Raw genomic sequence first — 19,055 nt, 5'->3', positions numbered from 1 at the left:
GAACCACAGGCCCCACCACGAAACCTCCAGCCTCAGTAACACTGTTCGGCTCTGCCCCTGCCGGCCAGGCAGTCCGCTTTCTTTGCCTACTTTCTTTTCGGAAAAAAGAAAGTAGGTCGCTCCGGGGGAGCGAAAGCCTTTGACTTTGAAGTTGACTTTGACTTCGAAACACAAGCACCAACCGCAAGACACCAGCACACCAAGCCAACGCAGTTGAAGCGCAGGAGCCAACCCGCAAGCCACAAGCCACAAGCCCCTCCACCAAGAGCCTATACCACCGAGACTAACCCCTTGATTCTGTGGAAAAACACCAAATCAAGACCAAAACCCATCACCCTGCCCCCAAACCCCCATTCCCCAWCCCGTCTAAAATACAGCCCTCCCCCCACCAACCAGAATTCCAAAATGCGTCTCCTCCACACCATGCTCCGCGTCGGCGACCTCCAGCGCTCGATCGACTTCTATACCCGCATCTTCGGCATGCAACTGCTGCGCCAGAGCGACAACCCGGAATACAAGTACCGCCTGGCCTTCGTCGGCTACGGTCCCGAATCCGAGACGGCCGTGCTGGAACTGACCTACAACTATGGTGTCGAGCAGTACGAGATGGGCACGGCCTACGGGCATATCGCGCTGGAAACCGATGACGCGGCGGCCGCCTGCGAGCGCATCCGCGCTGCCGGCGGCAATGTCGTGCGCGAGGCGGGTCCGGTCAAGGGCGGCACCACGGTGATCGCCTTCGTGGAAGACCCGGACGGCTACAAGATCGAACTGATCGAGCGCCACTCCACGCGCGACTCGGCACGCCCCTGAGTGGGCGCGTCCGTGCTGAACCGCCGCCCGCTGGACGGCACTGCCGTCAGCCTGATGGTGCTGCTATGCCTGGCCTGGGGACTGCAGCAGGTGGTGATCAAGGCGACCGCGCCGCTGATGGGGGCGGTGCTGCAGGCGGGCGTGCGTTCGGCGGTGGCTGCGTTGCTGGTGTTCGGCTTCGCGGCCTGGCGCCGCATTCCGCTGTGGAGCCGGGACGGCACGCTGGGCGCAGGGCTCCTGGCGGGCCTGCTGTTCGGCGCCGAATTCTTCTGCATCTTCGTCGGGCTCGGCCACACCACGGCTTCGCGCATGGCGGTGTTCCTCTACACGGCGCCCATCTTCACGGCACTCGGCCTGCATGTGACGGTGGCCGGCGAGCGGCTGCGCCGCGGGCAATGGCTGGGCGTCGGACTGGCCTTCTGCGGCATGGCGCTGGCCTTCGCCGACGGCATCGCCGCGCCGGCCGCGCATGGCGGCAGCACCTTGCTGGGCGATGCGCTCGGTATCGTGGCGGGTTTCCTGTGGGCGGCCACCACCGTGGTGGTCCGCGCCAGCAAGCTGGCTTCGGCGGCGCCGAGCAAGACCTTGCTCTACCAGCTGGCGGTGTCGGCGGTGATGCTGCTGGCGATGGCGATGGCCGCGGGCCAGCACCTGCAGGCGCGCGTGGATGGCATGGTGATCGCCAGCCTGTTCTATCAGTCGGTGCTGATCGCCTTCGCCAGCTACCTGACGTGGTTCTGGCTGCTGCGCCAGTACCTGGCGTCGCGCCTGTCGGTGTTTTCCTTCCTGACGCCGCTGTTCGGCGTCGCCTTCGGCGTGGTGCTGATGCACGACGCCGTCGGCATGCGCTTTGCGGTGGCGGCAGTGCTGGTGCTGGCCGGGATCGTGCTGGTCAACCGGCGCGCCTGAACGGCGCGCCGCGTTGCGGCTTCAGAAGCGGAACATCCCCAGCGCGTCGCGCACTTCATCCAGCGTGCGCTGGGTGATGCCGCGCGCCTGGTCCGTACCGTGGCGCAGGATCTCGAACACATGCTGCGGGTCCTTGGCCAGCGCTTCGCGGCGCTCGCGGATCGGCGCCAGCAGCGCCTGCAGCACGCCTTCGAGCCGGCGCTTGAGCACCATGTCGCCCAGCCCGCCGCGGCAATAGTGTTCCTTCAGTTCCGCCACCTCGTCGACCGCCTCGTCGAACGCATCCAGGTAGGTGAACACCACATTGCCCTCCACCTGGCCCGGATCGGACACCTTGAGATGATTGGGGTCGGTGTACATGCGCATGACCGCTTCCTTGATCTGCTCGGGCGTGGCCGCGAGCGGGATCGCATTGCCTTGCGACTTGCTCATCTTGGCCTTGCCGTCGACACCCGGCAGGCGGCCGAAGCGCGGGATCAGCGCCGCTGCCTCGGGCAGCAGCTCGCGCCCGACCTGATGGTTGATGCGGCGCGCGATCTCGTTGGTCTGCTCGATCAGGGGCGCCTGGTCCTCGCCCACCGGCACCACCTCGGCCTTGAAGCCGGTGATGTCGGCGGCCTGCGCCGCCGGATAGCACAGGAAGCCAGCCGGGATGTCGCGCCCGAAGCCGCGCGCCTGGATCTCTTCCTTGATGGTCGGGTTGCGCTCGAGCCGGGCCACCGTGACGAAGTTGAGGTACATCAGCGTCAGTTCGGCCAGCGCGGGCAGGTGCGACTGCACCGTGATGGTGGTCTTGGCCGGGTCGATGCCGACCGCCAGGTAGTCCAGCGCCACCTCCAGCACATTGCGCCGCACCTTGTCGGGATCGTGCGCGTTGTCGGTCATGGCCTGGGTGTCGGCCAGCAGCAGGTATTGCTGGTGGGAATCCTGCAGCGCCACGCGGCTCTTGAGCGAGCCGACATAGTGGCCCAGGTGAAGCTGGCCGGTGGGACGGTCGCCGGTGAGGATGACCTTGCGCCTGGGCGCCTGCGTTTCGCTAGTCATGGCATTTCCTTGGAGAGGTGTCGCCGCGCAGCGGTCCGGCGGGAATATGCGCCTGCCGGCCGGGCTGCGGCGGCTGGAGTCGGAATCGGTGGATGACGACGCGCCGCTCGCTTCAGCGGCGGCGCCAACGATGGATCGGGGTCAGGACGGCGCGCATCGTGCTGGCGGTCTCAGGCGGGCGGCATTTCGAGCTGGCGCGCCAGCCCGACATATTCGGCCACGGGCACCTCTTCGGCGCGGCGCCCGAGATCGAAGCCCAGCGCGTCGAAATCGACCTGGTCGCGCAGCATCGACAACGTATTGCGCAAGACCTTGCGCCGCTGCGAAAACGCCGCGGCGACCACGTCGCCAAGCACGGTCAGGTTGCAGGCCGGATAGGGCGAGCGCAACTGGCCATCGGCCTGGCGCGGCCAGGGAATCATGCGCACCACGGCGGAATCGACCTTGGGCGGCGGATTGAACGAGGCCGGCGGCACATCCAGCACATGTTCCATGTGATAGCGGACCTGCAGCATGATCGAGAGCCGGCCGAAAGCCTTGCTGCCGGGCTCGGCCACCATGCGCTCCACCACCTCCTTTTGCAGCATGAAATGCTGGTCGCGCACCTGGTCGGCAAAGGTGGCGAGGTGGAACAGCAACGGGCTGGAGATGTTGTACGGCAGGTTGCCGACGATGCGCAGGGGCTTGCCGGCCTCGTGCAGCTTGCCGAAATCGAAGGCCAGCGCGTCGCCGGCATGGATCGCCAGACGCTCGCCGTAGCGGCGGCGCAGCCGCTCTACCAGGTCGCGGTCGAGCTCGACCACCTGCATCTGCGGCAGGCGCTCGAGCAGCGGCTGGGTCAGTGCGCCCAGGCCCGGCCCGATCTCGACCAGGATGTCGCCGGGTTGCGGGTCGATGGCGCTGACGATGCCATGGATGATGCCGTCATCGACCAGGAAGTTCTGCCCGAATCGTTTGCGGGCCACATGGCCCTGGTGTACGTTGGAACGCATAGGTCTCTCGTCGGGCGTCAGCGGGTTGCCGCCGCCGGCACGGCGCGGGGGCGGCCGCCGGCGTGGCCGGCCATGGCAACGGCATTGCGGATCGCCTCGATCATGCTGCCGTGTTCGGCGCGGCCGCTCCCGGCCAGGTCCAGCGCCGTGCCGTGATCGACCGACGTGCGGATGAAAGGCAGGCCCAGCGTGATATTGACGCCGTGCCCGAAGGTGCCGTATTTGAGCGGCGCCAGGCCCTGGTCGTGGTACATCGCCAGCACGCAGTCGGCCGCGTCGAGATGGCGGGGCTGGAACAGCGTATCGGCGGGATAGGGGCCGCGCGCATCGATGCCGGCATCGGCAGCCTCGGCCAGCGCGGGGATGATCACGTCGATCTCCTCGTGGCCCATATGGCCGCTTTCGCCGGCATGCGGGTTGAGTCCGGTCACCAGGATGCGCGGGCGGTCGATGCCGAAGCGGCTACGCAAGTCGGCATCGATGATGGTGAGCGTCTCCACCAGCATCGGTACGTCCAGCGCGTCCGGCACGGCGCGCAGCGGCAGGTGCGTGGTGGCCAGCGCGACACGCAGGATGGCGTTGGCGTGGGCCGGCTGCGGGCCGGCCAGCATCATGACCACGCGCGCCACGCCGGCGCGCTCGGCCAGGTATTCGGTGTGGCCGGTGAAGGGCACGCCGGCATCGTTGATGGTGCTTTTCTGCACCGGCGCCGTGACCATGCCGGCATAGCGCGCGACGCCGTCCGCGCCGGGCGTGCAGCCGTCGATGGCATGGTCGAGCAAGGCCAGCACATAAGCGCCGTTACGCGCATCGAGCCGGCCTGCGTCGCACGGCACCGCCAGGGCGATGTCCTCGCACACCACGCTGCCGTCGGCCAGGCGATGCGCCCAGGCATGGCCCACGCCGAGCGCGGCCGCGCGCGCGGCCAGCAGGCGCGCGTCGCCGATCACATGGAAGCGCACCTGAGGATGCTGGCCGGCCAGCTGCAGCAAGGCGCCGACAGTGATGTCGGGACCAATGCCGGCAGGTTCCCCGGTGGTGATGGCTAGCGCGAGCGGCTTGGACATGACGCGGGTGCGGTCCGTCAATTCTCGGAGCGCTGGCGGTTGACGCGGTATTCCACGTAAGCCGCCTGGCGCAGCTGGCGCTGCCAGTCTTCATAGGCCGCGCGGATCTTCTGCTCGCGTACTTCGGCACGGGCGAAATCTCGCTGCTTCTCCGGAGACATTTCGGTCTCGCGGCGGTTGATGACCTGGATCAGGTGCACGCCGAACTGGCTGACCACCGGCTCCGAGACCTCGCCCGGACGCAGCCGGCCCATGGCCTGCTCGAATTCGGGCACCAGCTCGCCGGGCGACACCCAGCCGAGGTCGCCGCCGTTCTGGGCGGAGCCGTCCTGGGAGAAGCGGCGCGCGGCATCGGCAAAGTCGCCGCCATGCGTGATGCGGTCGCGCAAGGTGCTCATCTGGCGGCGCGCCTCGGCCTCAGGCATGTTCGGGCCGGTGCGGATCAGGATATGGCGCACCTGGGTCTGGGTGATGTGTTCGCCAGCCGCCGGGCTCGGCGATGCCGGCGGCGCGGTGCGCTTGGCCACCAGCTTGAGCACGTGGAAGCCGTTGGCGCTCTCGATCACCTGGGGCGCCACCGCGCCGGTCTGCATGTCGAGCACGGCATTGGCGAACAACGCCGGCAGCCGGCCGATCTCGCGGAAGCCCAGCGAGCCGCCCTGGGCGGCTTCGGGCGCGTCGGAGGACTGCGCCAGCTTGGCGAAATCCGCACCGCCCTGGGCCTGCTTGAGCAGGTCCTCGGCCTTGGCGCGCAGCGCGGCCTTCTGGGCATCGGAGGCATCTCCCGGCACGCGCACCAGGATCTGGGCAACGTTGTATTCGGTGGGACCGCTGGCGGCACTACCCTGGCCACCGCGCGCGGCAAGATAGTTGTCGATCTCGCCATCGTAGACCTGGATCTTGGAGTCCACTTCGCGCTCGCGCAGGCGGATCACCTGCACCTGCTTGCGCAGCTCGTCGCGGTACTTGGTCCAGGTCATGCCGCTGCGCTCGACCTGCGAACGCAGCTCGGTCACGTTCATGCGGTTCTGCTGCGCCACGGACTCGACCGCGCGGTCGACTTCCTGGTCGGTCACCTTGATGCCGGCTTCCTGCGCGGCCTGCGTCTGCACGCGCTCCATCACCAGCCGTTCCAGCACTTCGCCGAGCAGGTCGGCGCGCGCCGGCACCGGACGGTTGGCGGCGCGCAGCTGTCCTTCGATCTCGTCGGCGCGGTCCAGCAGTTCGCGCCGGGTGATCACGCTGCTGTTGACGATCGCCACCACCTCGTCCACCAGTTGCGAGCGCTTGGCGCTCGCGCCGGGCTGCGTCACGCCCAGGCGCGGCTGGCTCGGCGAGGGGCTGCTGTCGCCCGCCTGGGGCACGAAGATGCCGGTCGCGCGCTGCGTCGACGGCGCCTTGAGCTGGGCAGTCGCAGGCAGTGCGAAAGCGGCCAGCAGCGCGGCCAGCAGCAGGCTATTCCAGCCGGTCAGGCTGGACGGCAGGTTGGAGATCGCGTTGCTATCTTGACGTTTCATCATGGTCCGTCATTCGTAATGGTCGAGCTGGGATGGAATTACCGGGTTGGCGGTGACGGGCTCATAACCCGGCACGTTCAGCCGCAGCACATCCAGCGGATTGGAGCCGATCTTGGACAGTCCGCGGAACTCCACCTGGAAGAAGATGCGTCCGGTGTAGCCTTCCGTGGTATTGCGGAAACGCTGGTAGACGAGACGTCCCACCCAGCAGTCCGCTGCATATTCGAAACCGGCCAGGGCATCGACGAGCTGGCTCGCGTTCAGGTCGAACGCGACCCGGCCGATGCCGTAGGTGCGCTGGGTCAGCGGCCACTGGCTCGAGATCTCGAACTGGTCGATGGCGGTATTGTCCGTCACCGAGGTCGGGCGCCGGTAGCGGTAGCCGACGTTAAGCGTCTTGCGCGGCTCAGGCCGCCACGCGAAGGCGAGATTCGAATAGATCACGCGATCGCTGTCCGGGTTGTATTGCACCCCGGCATCGAGATAGTAGCCGCGGAACAGCTGGATCGTGGTGGCCGCCAGCAGGTCGGAGTAGCCGGCCTTGCCGATCGGGTCCGTGCCGTTGATCTGCACGCGCTGGCCGGTCAGGTCGAAGCGCTGCGCGATGGTGCCGCGGAAGCGCTCGACTCCGCTGCCCGCCTCGATCAGGCGCGTGGTCACGCCCGCCGTGATCTTGTTGTTGTCGGCGATGCGGTCATAACCGGTGAACGGGTTCTCGCTGAAGATCTGCCCGTAGCCGAAGTCCGACTGCACCGTATCGAACAGCGGGAACTGGCTCTGGTCGCGGAACGGCGTATAGACGTAGAACAGGCGCGGCTCCAGCGTCTGCACATAGTTCACGCCGAACAGCCGGCTGACGGTCGGCGCGTCGCGCTCGAAGGTCATGCCGGAGTCCAGGCTGACGGTCGGCAGCGACCGGCTCAGGTTGGTGGGCGATCCCGCGGCTACCGTACCCGGCTCCATCTGGTACTGGGTCACGTTGAACGACACCTTGGGCGTGACGAACCAGCCAGGGCGAACGATCGGATAGCTGATGGACGGCTGGATGAAGAAGCGGTCGCCCTGCGGTTGCTGCGTGCCGTCCGTGGTCAGCGGAATACGGAAGCGGGAAAAATCGGACTCCACCTGCACGTCGAAGCCGCCCAGATCGTATCGCGTGTAGCGACCGTTGATCTGCGGGACACGCTCGTACGATGGCTGGCTTGGCGCGAGCGTCTGGAATTTCTGCACCCGCGCGAGCAGCGAGAAGTCTTGCCAGCTGTAGGTGACGCCACCTTCCTGCACATACTGGCGTTGCGTCGCCTGCGTCACCGAGCGGGTAAGGTCGTCGGGATACTGGTCGTCCGATACCTTGTTGACGTTGACGTACGCGGTCAGCCCCTTGGCGATCGCCTGCGTGTGCTGGATCGAGTATGCCCAGCGGTTGGTCTTCGTCTTCTGGTCGTCCGGCAGGATTTCGGCGCGGATGCGCCCGGCATAGCCGTCGCCGACATAGCGGTAGTCGCCACCGAGCTGGAAGCCGCGCGAGCTGAGATAGCGCGGAAAGACAGTCAGGTCGCGGTTGGGCGCAATGTTGAAGTAGTACGGAGCCGTGAGGTCCATACCCGAGCGCGAGCTGTAGCCAAACAGCGGCGGCAGCAGCCCGCTGCGGCGCTCGCTGTTGAGCGGGAAGCTGAACACCGGCGCCGCCGCGATCGGCACGTTGAAGAAACGCAGCACGCTGCCGTAGGCGGTGCCCACCTGGCGATCGCTGTCGATATCGAGCTCGCGCGCGCTGAAATACCAGTCAGCATTGTCTGGCGAGCAGGTGGTATAGGTCGCGCGCTTGATCGTGGTGACGTTCTTGTCGATGAAGTCCATGCGCTCGGCCTTGCCCGAGCCGCCGGTCTGCTGGAAATAGTAGTCCGGCGACAGCATGTAGCCTTCGTTGGCCTCGACCCTGAGCCGGGCCTCCGGCCCCACCGCCAGCGAGCCGTCGCGCGCCACGCGCGCATTGCCGTGGACGAAGGCCTCGTCGCTGTCCTGGTCGTAGGTGAGCTTGTCGCCCTTGACCACGCCGCCGCCGCGCCGCAGCTCGGCATTGCCTTCGAGCTCCACGCCACGCTCGTTATAGCCGTTCATGCGGTCGCCCGAGACAAAGGTGGGCGGGTTCGCGTCGGGCGCCGACGGCTGGGCCTTGGTACCGCCCGGCTCGGCCAGGCGCGGGACCAGCTCGCCCGACACCGGCGGCGCCTCGGGCACCCGTTCGACGGCGGGTTCGGCCACCGGCAGGTCCGGAATGGCGGAACTCACCGTCTGCGCCTGCGCGCACACCGACCAGCCGGCCATGGCCAGCACGAGCGGGCGCAGTGCGCTGCCGGGCCGTCGCGCCGAGGTCTTGCTTGCCTTCTGAATCGGTGATCGTCGTTGTTCGGTCATGCGAGCGGGTCATGGGTCAGAGCGGCGGCGGCGGCCCAGTGGCCGCCAGCCGCCGCCGGAGCAAGCTTGCGGGCCAGTGGAAGCCCGCCCGGGGCCGCCCCGGGGCCCGGTGCTGGTCGGGTATTATACGGGGCATCCTATTCTCCCTTTCCGGCATGGCAGCTCTTCCTCTCGACCCGCGTCTCGACCAGCTCAAAGTCTGGGTATCCGGACTCGGTCCGGCCTGGTCCGTCGACCCCGCCTCCTGCGCTCCGGCTTCGGCCGATGCGAGCTTCCGCCGCTACTTCCGCGCCAGCACCGGCAACCCGGCATATCCGAGCGTCATCGTGATGGATGCGCCGCCCGCGCAGGAAGACTGCCGTCCGTTCATCCATGTCGCGTCACTGTTCGGCGAGGCCGGCGTGACCGTGCCCAAGGTGCTGGCGCAGGACCTCGGACAAGGCTTCCTGCTGCTGAGCGATCTTGGCAACACCACCTATCTGTCGCGGCTCGACCCGGCCAGCGCGCGCCATCTCTATGGCGACGCGGCCGCCGCGCTGATCCGCATCCAGGCGGCCACCCGCCCCGGCACCCTGCCCGCCTACGACCGTGCGCTGCTGCAACGCGAGCTCGACCTGTTCCCGCAGTGGTACATAGCCAGGCACCTCGGCGTCACGCTGACCGGCGCCCAACAGGAAGACCTGGCCGAAGTGATGCAGGCGCTGATGGCCAACAACCTGTCGCAGCCGCAGGTCTATGTCCACCGCGACTACCACTCGCGCAACCTGATGGTCCTCGATGGCGAGGCCAATCCAGGCATCCTGGATTTCCAGGACGCGGTGATCGGCCCCATCACCTACGACGCGGTCTCGCTGTGGCGCGATGCCTATATCGAATGGGAAGAGCAAGAGCAGCTCGACTGGGTGATCCGGTACTGGGAGCGCGCGCGCAAGGCCGGCTTGCCGGTGGCCGCCGATTTTGGCGACTTCTACCGCGACTTCGAGTGGATGGGCCTGCAGCGACACCTCAAGGTACTCGGCATCTTCGCCCGGCTTTATCACCGGGATGGCAAGGACGGCTACCTCGCCAACCTGCCGCTGGTGCTGAAATACGCCCGCCAGGTAGCCGGCCGCTATAGCGAGCTGCGCAAGCTGGTGCGCCTGTTCGACGCCCTCGACGGCGCCGAGCGCCCGGTCGGCTTCACCTTCTGATGGCCACGACGCAAGGCACGCCACCCGCCGTCACCCGCCGCGGCGAGTGGTGGGCCGGCGTGCGCGCGCTTGCGCCCATGCTGCTCGGCGTGGTGCCGTTCGGCCTGATCTACGGCGTGCTGGCGGTGAACGCCGGCATGCCCGCCTGGCTGGCCTGCGCCATGAGCGCGGTCGTGTTCGGCGGCGCTTCGCAGATGATCCTCACCCAACTGTGGGCGGCCGGCACGCCGGCCGTGCTGGTCGCGGTCACGGTGGCCATGGTCAACCTGCGCCATGCGCTCTACTCGGCCACCATTGCCCCGGCGCTGGCCCACCTGCCGCGCCGCTGGAAGGCGCTGATCGCCTACCTGCTGACCGACGAAGCCTTTGCCGCCATGACCCGCCGCCTGGCCGACGACGGCGAGCACCGGCGCTACCGCCACTGGTTCTTCTTCGGCGCGGGCTTCGCGCTGTGGGCCAGCTGGCAGGTCTCGACGCTGGCCGGCGTGCTGGTGGGCGCCCAGGTGCCGCGCGACTGGCCGCTCGATTTCTTCCTGCCGCTCACCTTCATCGCCATCATCGTGCCGGGCATCAAGCACCGCTCGCATGCCGCGGCGGCACTGGTGGCGAGCGCGCTGGCAGTGGCCTGCTTCGGCATGCCGCACAAGCTCGGGCTGATGGTGGCGGCGCTGGGCGGCATTGCCGCGGGCATGCTGCTGCGCGGCGGCAGCCACGGCGAGCGCAAGGGCGGCGCCACGGAGCCCGCCGCATGAGCCAGATGTCCCTGCTGCTGGTGTTCCTCGGCGCCGGCCTCGCCACCTTCCTGATCCGCCTGTCCTTCATCGCCGTGGAAGGACGCGTGCGGCTRCCGCCGTGGTTCCGCACCGCGCTGCAGTTCGTGCCGGCGGCCATGCTGTCGGCGCTGATCGCGCCCGACCTGCTGATGCGCGACGGGCAGCTCGCCCTCGGCCTGGACAATGCGCGCCTGCTTGCCGGGCTGGTAGCCATCGTGATCGCCGCCCGCACGCGCAGCATCGGCTGGACCATCGCGGGCGGCATGGCCACCCTGATCGGGCTCACCTACTGGCTGAACCACCTCCCGAAATGAACGCACGAGAGACCCCACGAGAGCCTGCCTTGAAGGCCATGATCTTTGCCGCAGGGCGCGGCGACCGCATGCGCCCCCTCACCGACAGCTGCCCCAAGCCGCTGCTGCCGGTGGGTGGCAAGCCGCTGATCGTCTGGCAGGTCGAAGCGCTGGCGCGCGCCGGCTTCGCGGACATCGTCATCAACCACGCCTGGCTCGGGCAGCAGATCGAAGACGCGCTCGGCGACGGCAGCCGCTTCGGCGTGCGCCTGGCCTACTCGGCCGAGGGCAGCGCGCTGGAGACCGCCGGCGGAATCGCCCAGGCGCTGCCGCTGCTGAGCATGGCGCCGGCACGCGGCGACATCTTCCTGGCGGTGTCAGGCGACATCTGCACCGACTACGACTACCGCGCCCTGCTGCCGCGCGCGCGCGCCATGGCCGGCGCGCCCCGCCCGCGCATGCACCTGGTGATGGTGCCCAACCCGCCGTTCCACCCGGGCGGCGACTTCGCCCTCGGCGCCGACGGCCTGCTGCTGCCCGCCGGCACGGCCGGTGCGCCGGACCTGACCTTCGGCAATATCGGCCTTTACGACACGCGGCTGTTCACCGCCATCGAACCCGGCCAGAAGGTCGCCATGACGCCCTACTACCGCGCCGCGGTGGCCGCGGGCCTGGCCAGCGGCGAACGCTTCGACGGCGCCTGGGAAAACGTCGGTACGCCGGCCCAGCTCGCCACCCTGGACACTGCCCTGCGCGCCAGGCCGGGCGCCGTCCCCGCGGCAATGCGCTGACCCGCCCCAATGGCGGCGGCGTAGAATCGAACCTGTTTCCCAATCCACGTGGCCACATACATGACCGCTCCCGATTCCGCCCTTCTTTCCGCCTGTCGTGACCGCCGCGCCCGCGTGCTGCAGCAGTTGCGCGCCGCCGGCGGCGGCGTGGCGATCCTGCCCACCGCGCCGGAAGCCATGCGCAACCGCGACAGCGACTACCCTTATCGCCACGACAGCTACTTCTACTACCTGACCGGCTTCACCGAGCCGGAGGCCGTGCTGGTGCTGGTGGCGCCGGCCTCCGGCCCCGACCGCAGCGTCCTGTTCTGCCGCCCCAAGCACGAGGAACGCGAGATCTGGGACGGCTTCCGCTACGGCCCGCAAGGCGCGCAGGCCGCCTTCGGTTTCGACGAGGCGCACTCGGTCGAGGAGATCGACGCGCTGCTGCCGCCGCTGTTGGCCAACCATGCCGTGCTGGCCTACCCGCTGGCCGCCGCGACCCGCACCGACATGCAGGTGCGCCGCTGGCTCGACAGCGTGCGCATGCAGGGTCGCGCCGGCGTGACCGCGCCGGCCACGGCACTGGACATCCGCGCCATCCTCGACGAGATGCGCCTGTTCAAGGATGCCGGCGAGATTGCCGTGATGCGCCGCGCGGGCGAGATCTCGGCACAGGCCCACGTGCGCGCCATGCGCGCGTCGCGCCAGGGCCTGCGCGAGTACCACCTCGAGGCCGAACTGCTCTATGAATTCCGCCGCCACGGCGCGCAGAGCGTAGCCTACAACTCGATCGTCGCCACCGGCGCCAATGCCTGCGTGCTGCACTACCGCGCGGGCCCCGCCGAACTGCGCGACGGCGACCTGTGCCTGATCGACGCCGGCTGCGAGCTCGATGGCTATGCCTCGGACATCACCCGCACCTTCCCTGTGTCGGGCCGCTTCTCGCCGGCCCAGCGCGAGCTCTATGACCTGGTGGTGGCCGCGCAGGAAGCCGCCATTGCCGAGACCCGGCCCGGCGTGCCCTACAACGTGCCGCACGACGTGGCCACGCGCGTGCTGGCGCAGGGCATGCTAGACACCGGCCTGCTCGATGCCAACCGCTGCGGCAATGTCGATGACGTGCTCGCCAGCGGCAGCTACCGCCAGTTCTACATGCACCGCACCGGCCACTGGCTCGGCATGGACGTGCATGACGTGGGCGAATACCGCGTGCCGGGTGCCGCGCCGGCGGAGGGCGAACGCCCCTGGCGTCCGCTCGAGCCCGGCATGGTGCTGACCGTGGAGCCGGGCATCTATGTGCGCCCGGCGCAAGACGTGCCGGAGCGTTTCTGGCATATCGGCATCCGCATCGAAGACGATGCGGTGGTGACCGCCGACGGCGCCTGTGAGCTGATCACGCGCGGCGTGCCGGTCAAGGCTGACGAGATCGAAGCGCTGATGCGCGAAACCGGAGGTGCACGATGATTGGCTGGCTACGCAAGGTCCTTCCCGCCGGCGGACGCGCCAACGCGCCGCGCACGCATCACCACGACCCCGCGCAACCGTTCGTGATCAACCTGTACGACGACCGCGTGGTGGTACACCGCCCCGACGGCCAGCGCGAGGAGATCGAATGGGACGTGCTCGAGCGCGTGGTGGTGCGGGTATCGAACCGCGAACCATGGGCCGGCCCGGCCTGGCTGATCCTGGTCGGCGACCGCGCCGCTGACGGCGCCCAGCGCGGCTGCGTGGTGCCGCTCAACGCGGTCAACCAGGGCGCGCTGGTGGAGCGCCTGCAGGCGCTGCCCGGCTTCAGCCAGCAAAAGCTCGACAACGCGCTGCGCGACGCGGCGGCCGGCAAGCATCGCACCGACGCCAATCTGTGGAAGCGCGGCGCACAGCCGGAGCCGGGGGCAGGCGATGCAAGCGATGCAGGCGATGCGCATGAGCCCGGCCAGCACTGACGGCGCCACGGGCGCGGATATCGCCATCGTCGGCGCCGGGCCGGTCGGCCTTGCGCTGGCCTGCCTGTTGCTGCGTGCCAGCCCCTGGCGCGTGGCACTGGTCGATGCTGCCACGCCCGCGCGCGCGGCGCGCGACCCGCGCGCCATTGCGCTGTCCCACGGCAGCCGCCAGTTGCTGGAACAGATAGGCGCGTGGCCACGCATGGTGACGCCCATCGAGCACATCCATGTGTCGCAGCGCGGCCGCTTCGGCCACGTCCGCCTGCATCACGACGACTACGATGTGCCGGCGCTCGGCTATGTGGTGCGCTACGGTGAGCTGTGCGGCGCGCTCGAACGTGCGCTGGCCGCCGCGAGCCAGGCCGCCGCCGGCGGCGAAACGCGCCTGGTGCGCGCCTACGATACGCGCATCGACCATATCGAGCAGCACGGCGCCGGTGCCTCCGGTGCCGCCGGCGAGGCGGACGGCGTGCGCCTCGCCGGCCATGCGCACGACCGCCAGCCCGCCGCGTTTGCCGCGCGCCTGGCGGTGCAGGCCGAGGGCGGACTCTTTCAGCAGCAGCCCGACAGGCCGGCGCAAGGCGCGCGGGCGCAGGCCTTCAGGCGCGACTACCGCCAGACCGCGGTCATCGCCCATGTGGTCTGCTCGCGTCCGCAGCCGGGCTGGGCCTGGGAGCGCTTTACCGAAGAAGGGCCGCTGGCGCTGCTGCCCTACGAGGAACAGCACGGCGAGCCAGGCTACGCGCTGGTCTGGTGCTGCCCGCCGGAGCAGGCCGCGCGCCGGCTCGCGCTGCCCGACGCGGAATTCCTCGCCGAGCTCGAACAGGCGTTCGGCGAGCGCATGGGGCGCTTTATCGCCATCGGCAAGCGCCATGCCTTTCCGCTCGGACTCAACGCCGCRAAGATCACCGTGGACGGCCATGTGGTCGCCATCGGCAATGCGGCGCAGACGCTGCATCCGGTCGCCGGCCAGGGCCTGAACCTGGGGCTGCGCGACGCCTTCGCGCTCGGCGCCGCGCTGCGCACCGATTGCAGCCCGCAGGCCCTGCAAGCCTTCGCCGCGAAGCAGAGGGTGGACCGCGCCGCGACCATTGGCGTGACCGACCTGCTGCCCAGGCTGTTCGGCGTTTCCTATCCGCTCGCCGCGCATGCCAGGGGTGCGTCGCTGGCGGCACTCGCCTGCCTCGGACCGCTCAAGGATGCGCTGGCGCGGCAGATGATGTTCGGGATGCGGCGCTGACGGCGTTTTCCGGCTTGCCGCTGCGACGCGCGAGGCTCTCGCCTGCCGGGAAGACCGTGCCGCGCCATCCCTCCCCTGCCGATTATTTGCTCAAAACTTAAGCAACGCGCCTGGTTTGGCGGTAAAATCCTGCCCTCGCACATGCCCCTCGACACCGCCGAGCACCGTTTCGGCAGGGCATGCCATTTCCATTTTGTCTCGTTGCGGGCCGCCTTGCCGGCCCACGCCAGTCCCTAATTCGTCGCTATCGTGCAAATCGGCCCGCACCAGCTCCGCAACAACCTGTTCGTCGCGCCCATGGCCGGCGTGACGGATCGTCCCTTCCGCCAGCTCTGCAAGCGGCTGGGCGCGGGCTATGCGGTGTCSGAAATGGTSGCKTCCAACGCMCAGCTSTGGAAGAGCGAGAAGACCATGCGGCGCGCCAATCACACCGGCGAGGTCGAGCCGATCTCGGTGCAGATCGCCGGCGCCGAGCCGGCGATGATGGCCGAGGCGGCACGCTACAACGTCGATCGCGGCGCGCAGATCATCGACATCAACATGGGCTGCCCGGCCAAGAAGGTGTGCAACGTCGCGGCGGGCTCGGCGCTGCTGCAGAACGAGCCGCTGGTGGTGCGCATCGTCGAGGCGGTGGTCGCCGCCGTCGGCGACCGCGTGCCGGTCACGCTCAAGATCCGCACCGGCTGGGACCGCCAGAACCGCAATGCATTGCGTATTGCGCACATGGTGCAGGAAGCCGGCATCAGCATGCTGACCGTGCACGGCCGCACGCGCGCCGATCTGTACAAGGGCGATGCCGAGTACGAGACCATTGCCGCCGTCAAGGCGGCGCTCTCGATCCCGGTGGTGGCCAACGGCGACATCACCTCGCCGCAGAAAGCGAAGCACGTGCTGGCGGTGACCGGCGCCGACGCCATCATGATCGGCCGCGCGGCGCAGGGCCGGCCCTGGCTGTTCCGCGAGATCGAGCACTATCTCGCCACCGGCGAGCTGCTGCCGTCGCCGGAGGTGGCCGAGATCCGCGCGATCATGAACGCGCACCTCGAAGACCATTACGAGTTCTACGGCGAGTTCACCGGCGTGCGTACCGCGCGCAAGCATATTGCCTGGTACACGCGCGGACTGGCCGGCGCCAACCTGTTCCGTCACCGCATGAACACCCTGGACAGCAGCACCGCCCAGCTCGCCGCCGTCAATGCCTTCTTCGACGAGCAGGCGCTGCTGTCGGACCGCCTGGTCTACGTGGACGAAGGCGCGGCCGGTCCGGACGCAGAAGAAGACGACCGCAACGGGTCGAACAACAACAAAAACGGGGAGTTGCTTGCCGCATGAGCCGCAACGCTATCGACCAGTGCATTCGGGACAGCCTGAGTGCCTATTTTCGCGACCTGGACGGCGAAGAGCCGTCGAATATGTACAACATGGTGCTCGAAGCCGTGGAACGGCCTCTGCTGGAGGCAGTGATGGCGCGCGCCGAGCGCAACCAGTCGCTCGCCGCCGCCTACCTGGGCATCAATCGCAATACGTTGCGCAAGAAATTGCAGCAGCACGGTTTACTTTGAAGTGTTCCCCACAGCCATGATCAAGCAAGCCCTCCTCTCCGTATCCGACAAGACCGGCATCGTCGACTTTGCCCGCGAGCTCAACGCGCTGGGCGTGACGCTGCTCTCCACCGGCGGCACCGCCAAGCTCCTCGCCGAAGCCGGCCTGCCGGTCACGGAAGTGGCCGACTATACCGGCTTCCCCGAAATGCTCGACGGCCGCGTCAAGACCCTGCACCCCAAGGTGCACGGCGGCATCCTGGCGCGCCGCGACCTGCCCGAGCACATGGCTGCGCTGGCCGAGCACGACATCCCCACCATCGACCTGCTGGTGGTCAACCTGTACCCGTTCCAGCAGACCGTGGCCAAGGATGACTGCACGCTGCCGGACGCCATCGAGAACATCGACATCGGCGGCCCCACCATGCTGCGCTCGGCGGCCAAGAACCACCGCGACGTCACCGTGGTGGTGGACCCCGCCGACTACGCGCCGGTGCTGGAAGAAATGCGCGCCAACGCCAGCAGCGTCGGCTACGACACCAACTTCCGCCTGGCCACCAAGGTGTTCGCGCACACCGCGCAATACGACGGCGCCATCACCAACTACCTGACCAGCCTCGGCGCCGACAAGTCGCACCAGGCCCGCAGCGCCTACCCGCAGACGCTCAACCTGGCCTTCGAGAAGGTGCAGGAAATGCGGTACGGCGAGAACCCGCACCAGTCGGCCGCCTTCTACCGCGACCTCAAGGGCTTCGACGGCGCGCTGGCCAACTACGTGCAGCTGCAGGGCAAGGAACTGTCGTACAACAACATCGCCGATGCGGATGCCGCGTGGGAATGCGTCAAGTCGTTCGACGCCGCCTACGGCGCCGCCTGCGTCATCATCAAGCACGCCAACCCGTGCGGCGTGGCAGTTGGCGCCAACGCGCTGGAAGCCTACGAGAAGGCCTTCAAGACCGACTCGACCTCGGCCTTTGGCGGCATCATCGCCTTCAACGTGGAACTGGACGAAGCCGCCGCGCAGGTGGTGGCCAAGCAGTTCGTCGAAGTGCTGATCGCCCCGTCGTTTACCGCCGGCGCGCGCGCGGTGTTCGCCGCCAAGCAGAACGTGCGCCTGCTGGAAATCCCGCTCGGCAAGGGCGGGAACCAGTATGACTTCAAGCGTGTCGGCGGCGGCCTGCTGGTGCAGGGCCCGGATGCCAGGAACGTGCAGCGCGAAGAACTGCGCGTGGTGACCAAGCGTCATCCCACGCCGAAGGAAATGGACGACCTGATGTTCGCCTGGCGCGTGGCCAAGTTCGTCAAGTCCAACGCCATCGTGTTCTGCGGCGGCGGCATGACGCTGGGCGTCGGCGCCGGCCAGATGAGCCGCGTGGATTCCGCCCGCATCGCCAGCATCAAGGCGCAGAACGCCGGCCTGACGCTGGCCGGCTCGGCGGTGGCGTCGGATGCCTTCTTCCCGTTCCGCGACGGCCTGGACGTGGTGGTGGACGCAGGCGCCACCTGCGTGATCCAGCCGGGCGGCTCGATGCGTGACGATGAGGTGATTGCGGCTGCGGATGAGCGTAATATCGCCATGGTGCTGACCGGCACGCGCCACTTCCGCCATTGATGCCCCGAGCCTGCCCGGCGACGCCGCCGCGCAGGTTCCCCCGGCCGCATCCAGAGGCTGTTTCGCAGCGCCCGCAAGCAGGGGCGCCAGCGAAACAGCCTTTGTCATTGCAGCGCGGCGCACAAGCTACAATCCCCCCATCTTCCATCTGCGCGCAAGCCGAGCCAGCCCCACACCCATGCGTATCCTCGGCATCGACCCCGGCCTCCGCACCACCGGCTTCGGCGTGCTTGAAAAGCACGGCAGCAAGCTGAGCTACATCGCCTCCGGCACCATCAAGAGCGACGGCCAGACCGACCTGCCGACTCGCCTCAAGACCCTGTTCGACGGCATCAGCGAGGTGGCGCGCACCTACGCGCCGGACTGCGCCGCGATCGAAAAGGTGTTCGTCAACGTCAACCCGCAATCCACGCTGCTGCTGGGCCAGGCGCGCGGCGCGGCGATCTGCGGGCTGGTGGGCAATGGCCTGCCGGTGTTCGAGTACACGGCGCTGCAGCTAAAGGTGGCGGTGGTGGGTTACGGCCGTGCCAACAAGGAGCAGGTGCAGGAAATGGTGATGCGCCTGCTGAGCCTGAACGGACGGCCAAGTTCCGAYGCCGCCGATGCGCTGGGCGTGGCGATCTGCCACGCCAACGGCAGCAATACGCTGGGCGCGCTGACGGGACTGGCGCCCGAACTGGTGCGCAAGGGCATGCGCGTACGGCGCGGCCGGCTGATCGGCTGAGCATTGTGCCGCGGCGGCGCCAGGGCCGCTTACAATCGGCCGGTTGCCTGCCCGAGGATGCCAATGTCCCGCTCGTTCGCCAGCCCCCGCCTCCTGCGTTCCTCCGCTTCTTCCGCTTCTTCCCGCTCGCTGCGCCTGCCCGCGCTGCTGTCGGCCATTGCCGCGGCATTGCTGGCGGCCTGCGCCGCGCCGCCGCCGGCCGCCAC

Annotated in this window: 18 protein-coding genes; 13 read left to right on the top strand and 5 right to left on the bottom strand. The window is 68.5% G+C overall.

Annotation, left to right across the window (positions count from 1 at the left end; translation table 11 throughout):
• Window positions 1-405 precede the first annotated feature (405 nt).
• Together gloA and AC1DK4_RS37700 are read left to right on the top strand one after the other, a co-directional pair.
• A complete protein-coding gene (gloA, locus tag AC1DK4_RS37705; RefSeq protein ID WP_441624075.1) occupies window positions 406-813 on the top strand; it encodes a lactoylglutathione lyase in 408 nt (135 codons plus the stop codon).
• Window positions 814-867: 54 nt separating this feature from the next.
• A complete protein-coding gene (locus tag AC1DK4_RS37700) occupies window positions 868-1,722 on the top strand; it encodes a DMT family transporter (RefSeq protein WP_441624079.1) in 855 nt (284 codons plus the stop codon).
• Between the two features lie 21 nt (window positions 1,723-1,743).
• Here the strand turns inward: AC1DK4_RS37700 and trpS are convergent, their stop codons facing one another.
• The 5 genes from trpS to AC1DK4_RS37675 form a co-directional block, all read right to left on the bottom strand.
• Window positions 1,744-2,766 carry a tryptophan--tRNA ligase gene (gene trpS / locus AC1DK4_RS37695; RefSeq protein ID WP_477132153.1) on the bottom strand — a complete coding sequence of 341 codons (1,023 nt, stop codon included), beginning with the start codon at window positions 2,764-2,766 and terminating at the stop codon, window positions 1,744-1,746.
• Between the two features lie 170 nt (window positions 2,767-2,936).
• Window positions 2,937-3,758, bottom strand: coding sequence for a 16S rRNA (adenine(1518)-N(6)/adenine(1519)-N(6))-dimethyltransferase RsmA (rsmA, locus tag AC1DK4_RS37690; protein WP_441624071.1), 822 nt, complete (start codon window positions 3,756-3,758; stop codon window positions 2,937-2,939).
• A 17-nt stretch (window positions 3,759-3,775) separates the two neighbouring features.
• On the bottom strand, window positions 3,776-4,825 hold the full coding sequence (gene pdxA, locus AC1DK4_RS37685) for a 4-hydroxythreonine-4-phosphate dehydrogenase PdxA (RefSeq protein ID WP_441624069.1): 1,050 nt from the start codon (window positions 4,823-4,825) through the stop codon (window positions 3,776-3,778).
• A 17-nt stretch (window positions 4,826-4,842) separates the two neighbouring features.
• Complete coding sequence (locus AC1DK4_RS37680; protein WP_441624077.1) at window positions 4,843-6,342, bottom strand: peptidylprolyl isomerase; 1,500 nt, start codon at window positions 6,340-6,342, stop codon at window positions 4,843-4,845.
• A 9-nt stretch (window positions 6,343-6,351) separates the two neighbouring features.
• A complete protein-coding gene (locus AC1DK4_RS37675) occupies window positions 6,352-8,760 on the bottom strand; it encodes an LPS-assembly protein LptD (protein ID WP_441624067.1) in 2,409 nt (802 codons plus the stop codon).
• A 155-nt stretch (window positions 8,761-8,915) separates the two neighbouring features.
• Here AC1DK4_RS37675 and AC1DK4_RS37670 point away from each other — a divergent pair, with 155 nt between their 5' ends.
• From AC1DK4_RS37670 to ruvC, 11 genes are all read left to right on the top strand, one after another.
• Window positions 8,916-9,950, top strand: coding sequence for an aminoglycoside phosphotransferase family protein (locus AC1DK4_RS37670; protein ID WP_441624065.1), 1,035 nt, complete (start codon window positions 8,916-8,918; stop codon window positions 9,948-9,950).
• Window positions 9,950-10,702: an AzlC family ABC transporter permease gene (locus AC1DK4_RS37665; protein ID WP_441624063.1), complete on the top strand. Its 753-nt coding sequence runs from the start codon at window positions 9,950-9,952 to the stop codon at window positions 10,700-10,702. The genes AC1DK4_RS37670 and AC1DK4_RS37665 overlap by 1 nt, the downstream gene beginning before the upstream one ends.
• Window positions 10,699-11,037, top strand: coding sequence for an AzlD domain-containing protein (locus tag AC1DK4_RS37660; protein ID WP_441624061.1), 339 nt, complete (start codon window positions 10,699-10,701; stop codon window positions 11,035-11,037). Before AC1DK4_RS37665 ends, AC1DK4_RS37660 begins: the two co-directional genes overlap by 4 nt.
• A 29-nt stretch (window positions 11,038-11,066) precedes the next feature.
• The gene (gene murU / locus AC1DK4_RS37655; protein ID WP_441624059.1) at window positions 11,067-11,807 is read left to right on the top strand and encodes an N-acetylmuramate alpha-1-phosphate uridylyltransferase MurU; all 741 of its coding nucleotides are present in this window, start codon (window positions 11,067-11,069) and stop codon (window positions 11,805-11,807) included.
• 60 nt (window positions 11,808-11,867) lie between these two features.
• Entirely contained in the window at window positions 11,868-13,253 is a 1,386-nt protein-coding gene (locus tag AC1DK4_RS37650) for an aminopeptidase P N-terminal domain-containing protein (protein WP_441624057.1), read from the top strand.
• The gene (locus tag AC1DK4_RS37645) at window positions 13,250-13,732 is read left to right on the top strand and encodes a hypothetical protein (protein WP_441624056.1); all 483 of its coding nucleotides are present in this window, start codon (window positions 13,250-13,252) and stop codon (window positions 13,730-13,732) included. Before AC1DK4_RS37650 ends, AC1DK4_RS37645 begins: the two co-directional genes overlap by 4 nt.
• Window positions 13,713-14,972: a UbiH/UbiF/VisC/COQ6 family ubiquinone biosynthesis hydroxylase gene (locus AC1DK4_RS37640; protein WP_441624054.1), complete on the top strand. Its 1,260-nt coding sequence runs from the start codon at window positions 13,713-13,715 to the stop codon at window positions 14,970-14,972. The genes AC1DK4_RS37645 and AC1DK4_RS37640 overlap by 20 nt, the downstream gene beginning before the upstream one ends.
• 249 nt (window positions 14,973-15,221) lie before the next feature.
• Window positions 15,222-16,304, top strand: a complete 1,083-nt coding sequence (dusB, locus tag AC1DK4_RS37635) for a tRNA dihydrouridine synthase DusB (protein ID WP_441624053.1) — start codon at window positions 15,222-15,224, stop codon at window positions 16,302-16,304.
• A complete protein-coding gene (locus AC1DK4_RS37630) occupies window positions 16,301-16,534 on the top strand; it encodes a Fis family transcriptional regulator (protein WP_017225335.1) in 234 nt (77 codons plus the stop codon). The genes dusB and AC1DK4_RS37630 overlap by 4 nt, the downstream gene beginning before the upstream one ends.
• 16 nt (window positions 16,535-16,550) lie before the next feature.
• Window positions 16,551-18,125, top strand: coding sequence for a bifunctional phosphoribosylaminoimidazolecarboxamide formyltransferase/IMP cyclohydrolase (purH, locus tag AC1DK4_RS37625; protein ID WP_441624051.1), 1,575 nt, complete (start codon window positions 16,551-16,553; stop codon window positions 18,123-18,125).
• A 178-nt stretch (window positions 18,126-18,303) separates the two neighbouring features.
• Entirely contained in the window at window positions 18,304-18,849 is a 546-nt protein-coding gene (ruvC, locus tag AC1DK4_RS37620) for a crossover junction endodeoxyribonuclease RuvC (protein ID WP_441624050.1), read from the top strand.
• Window positions 18,850-19,055: the final 206 nt, after the last annotated feature.

This window comes from Cupriavidus sp. 05N38, from assembly GCF_056397345.1.
Note: the sequence above shows the minus strand (reverse complement) of the source record. Positions and strands in the feature narration are given on the sequence as shown.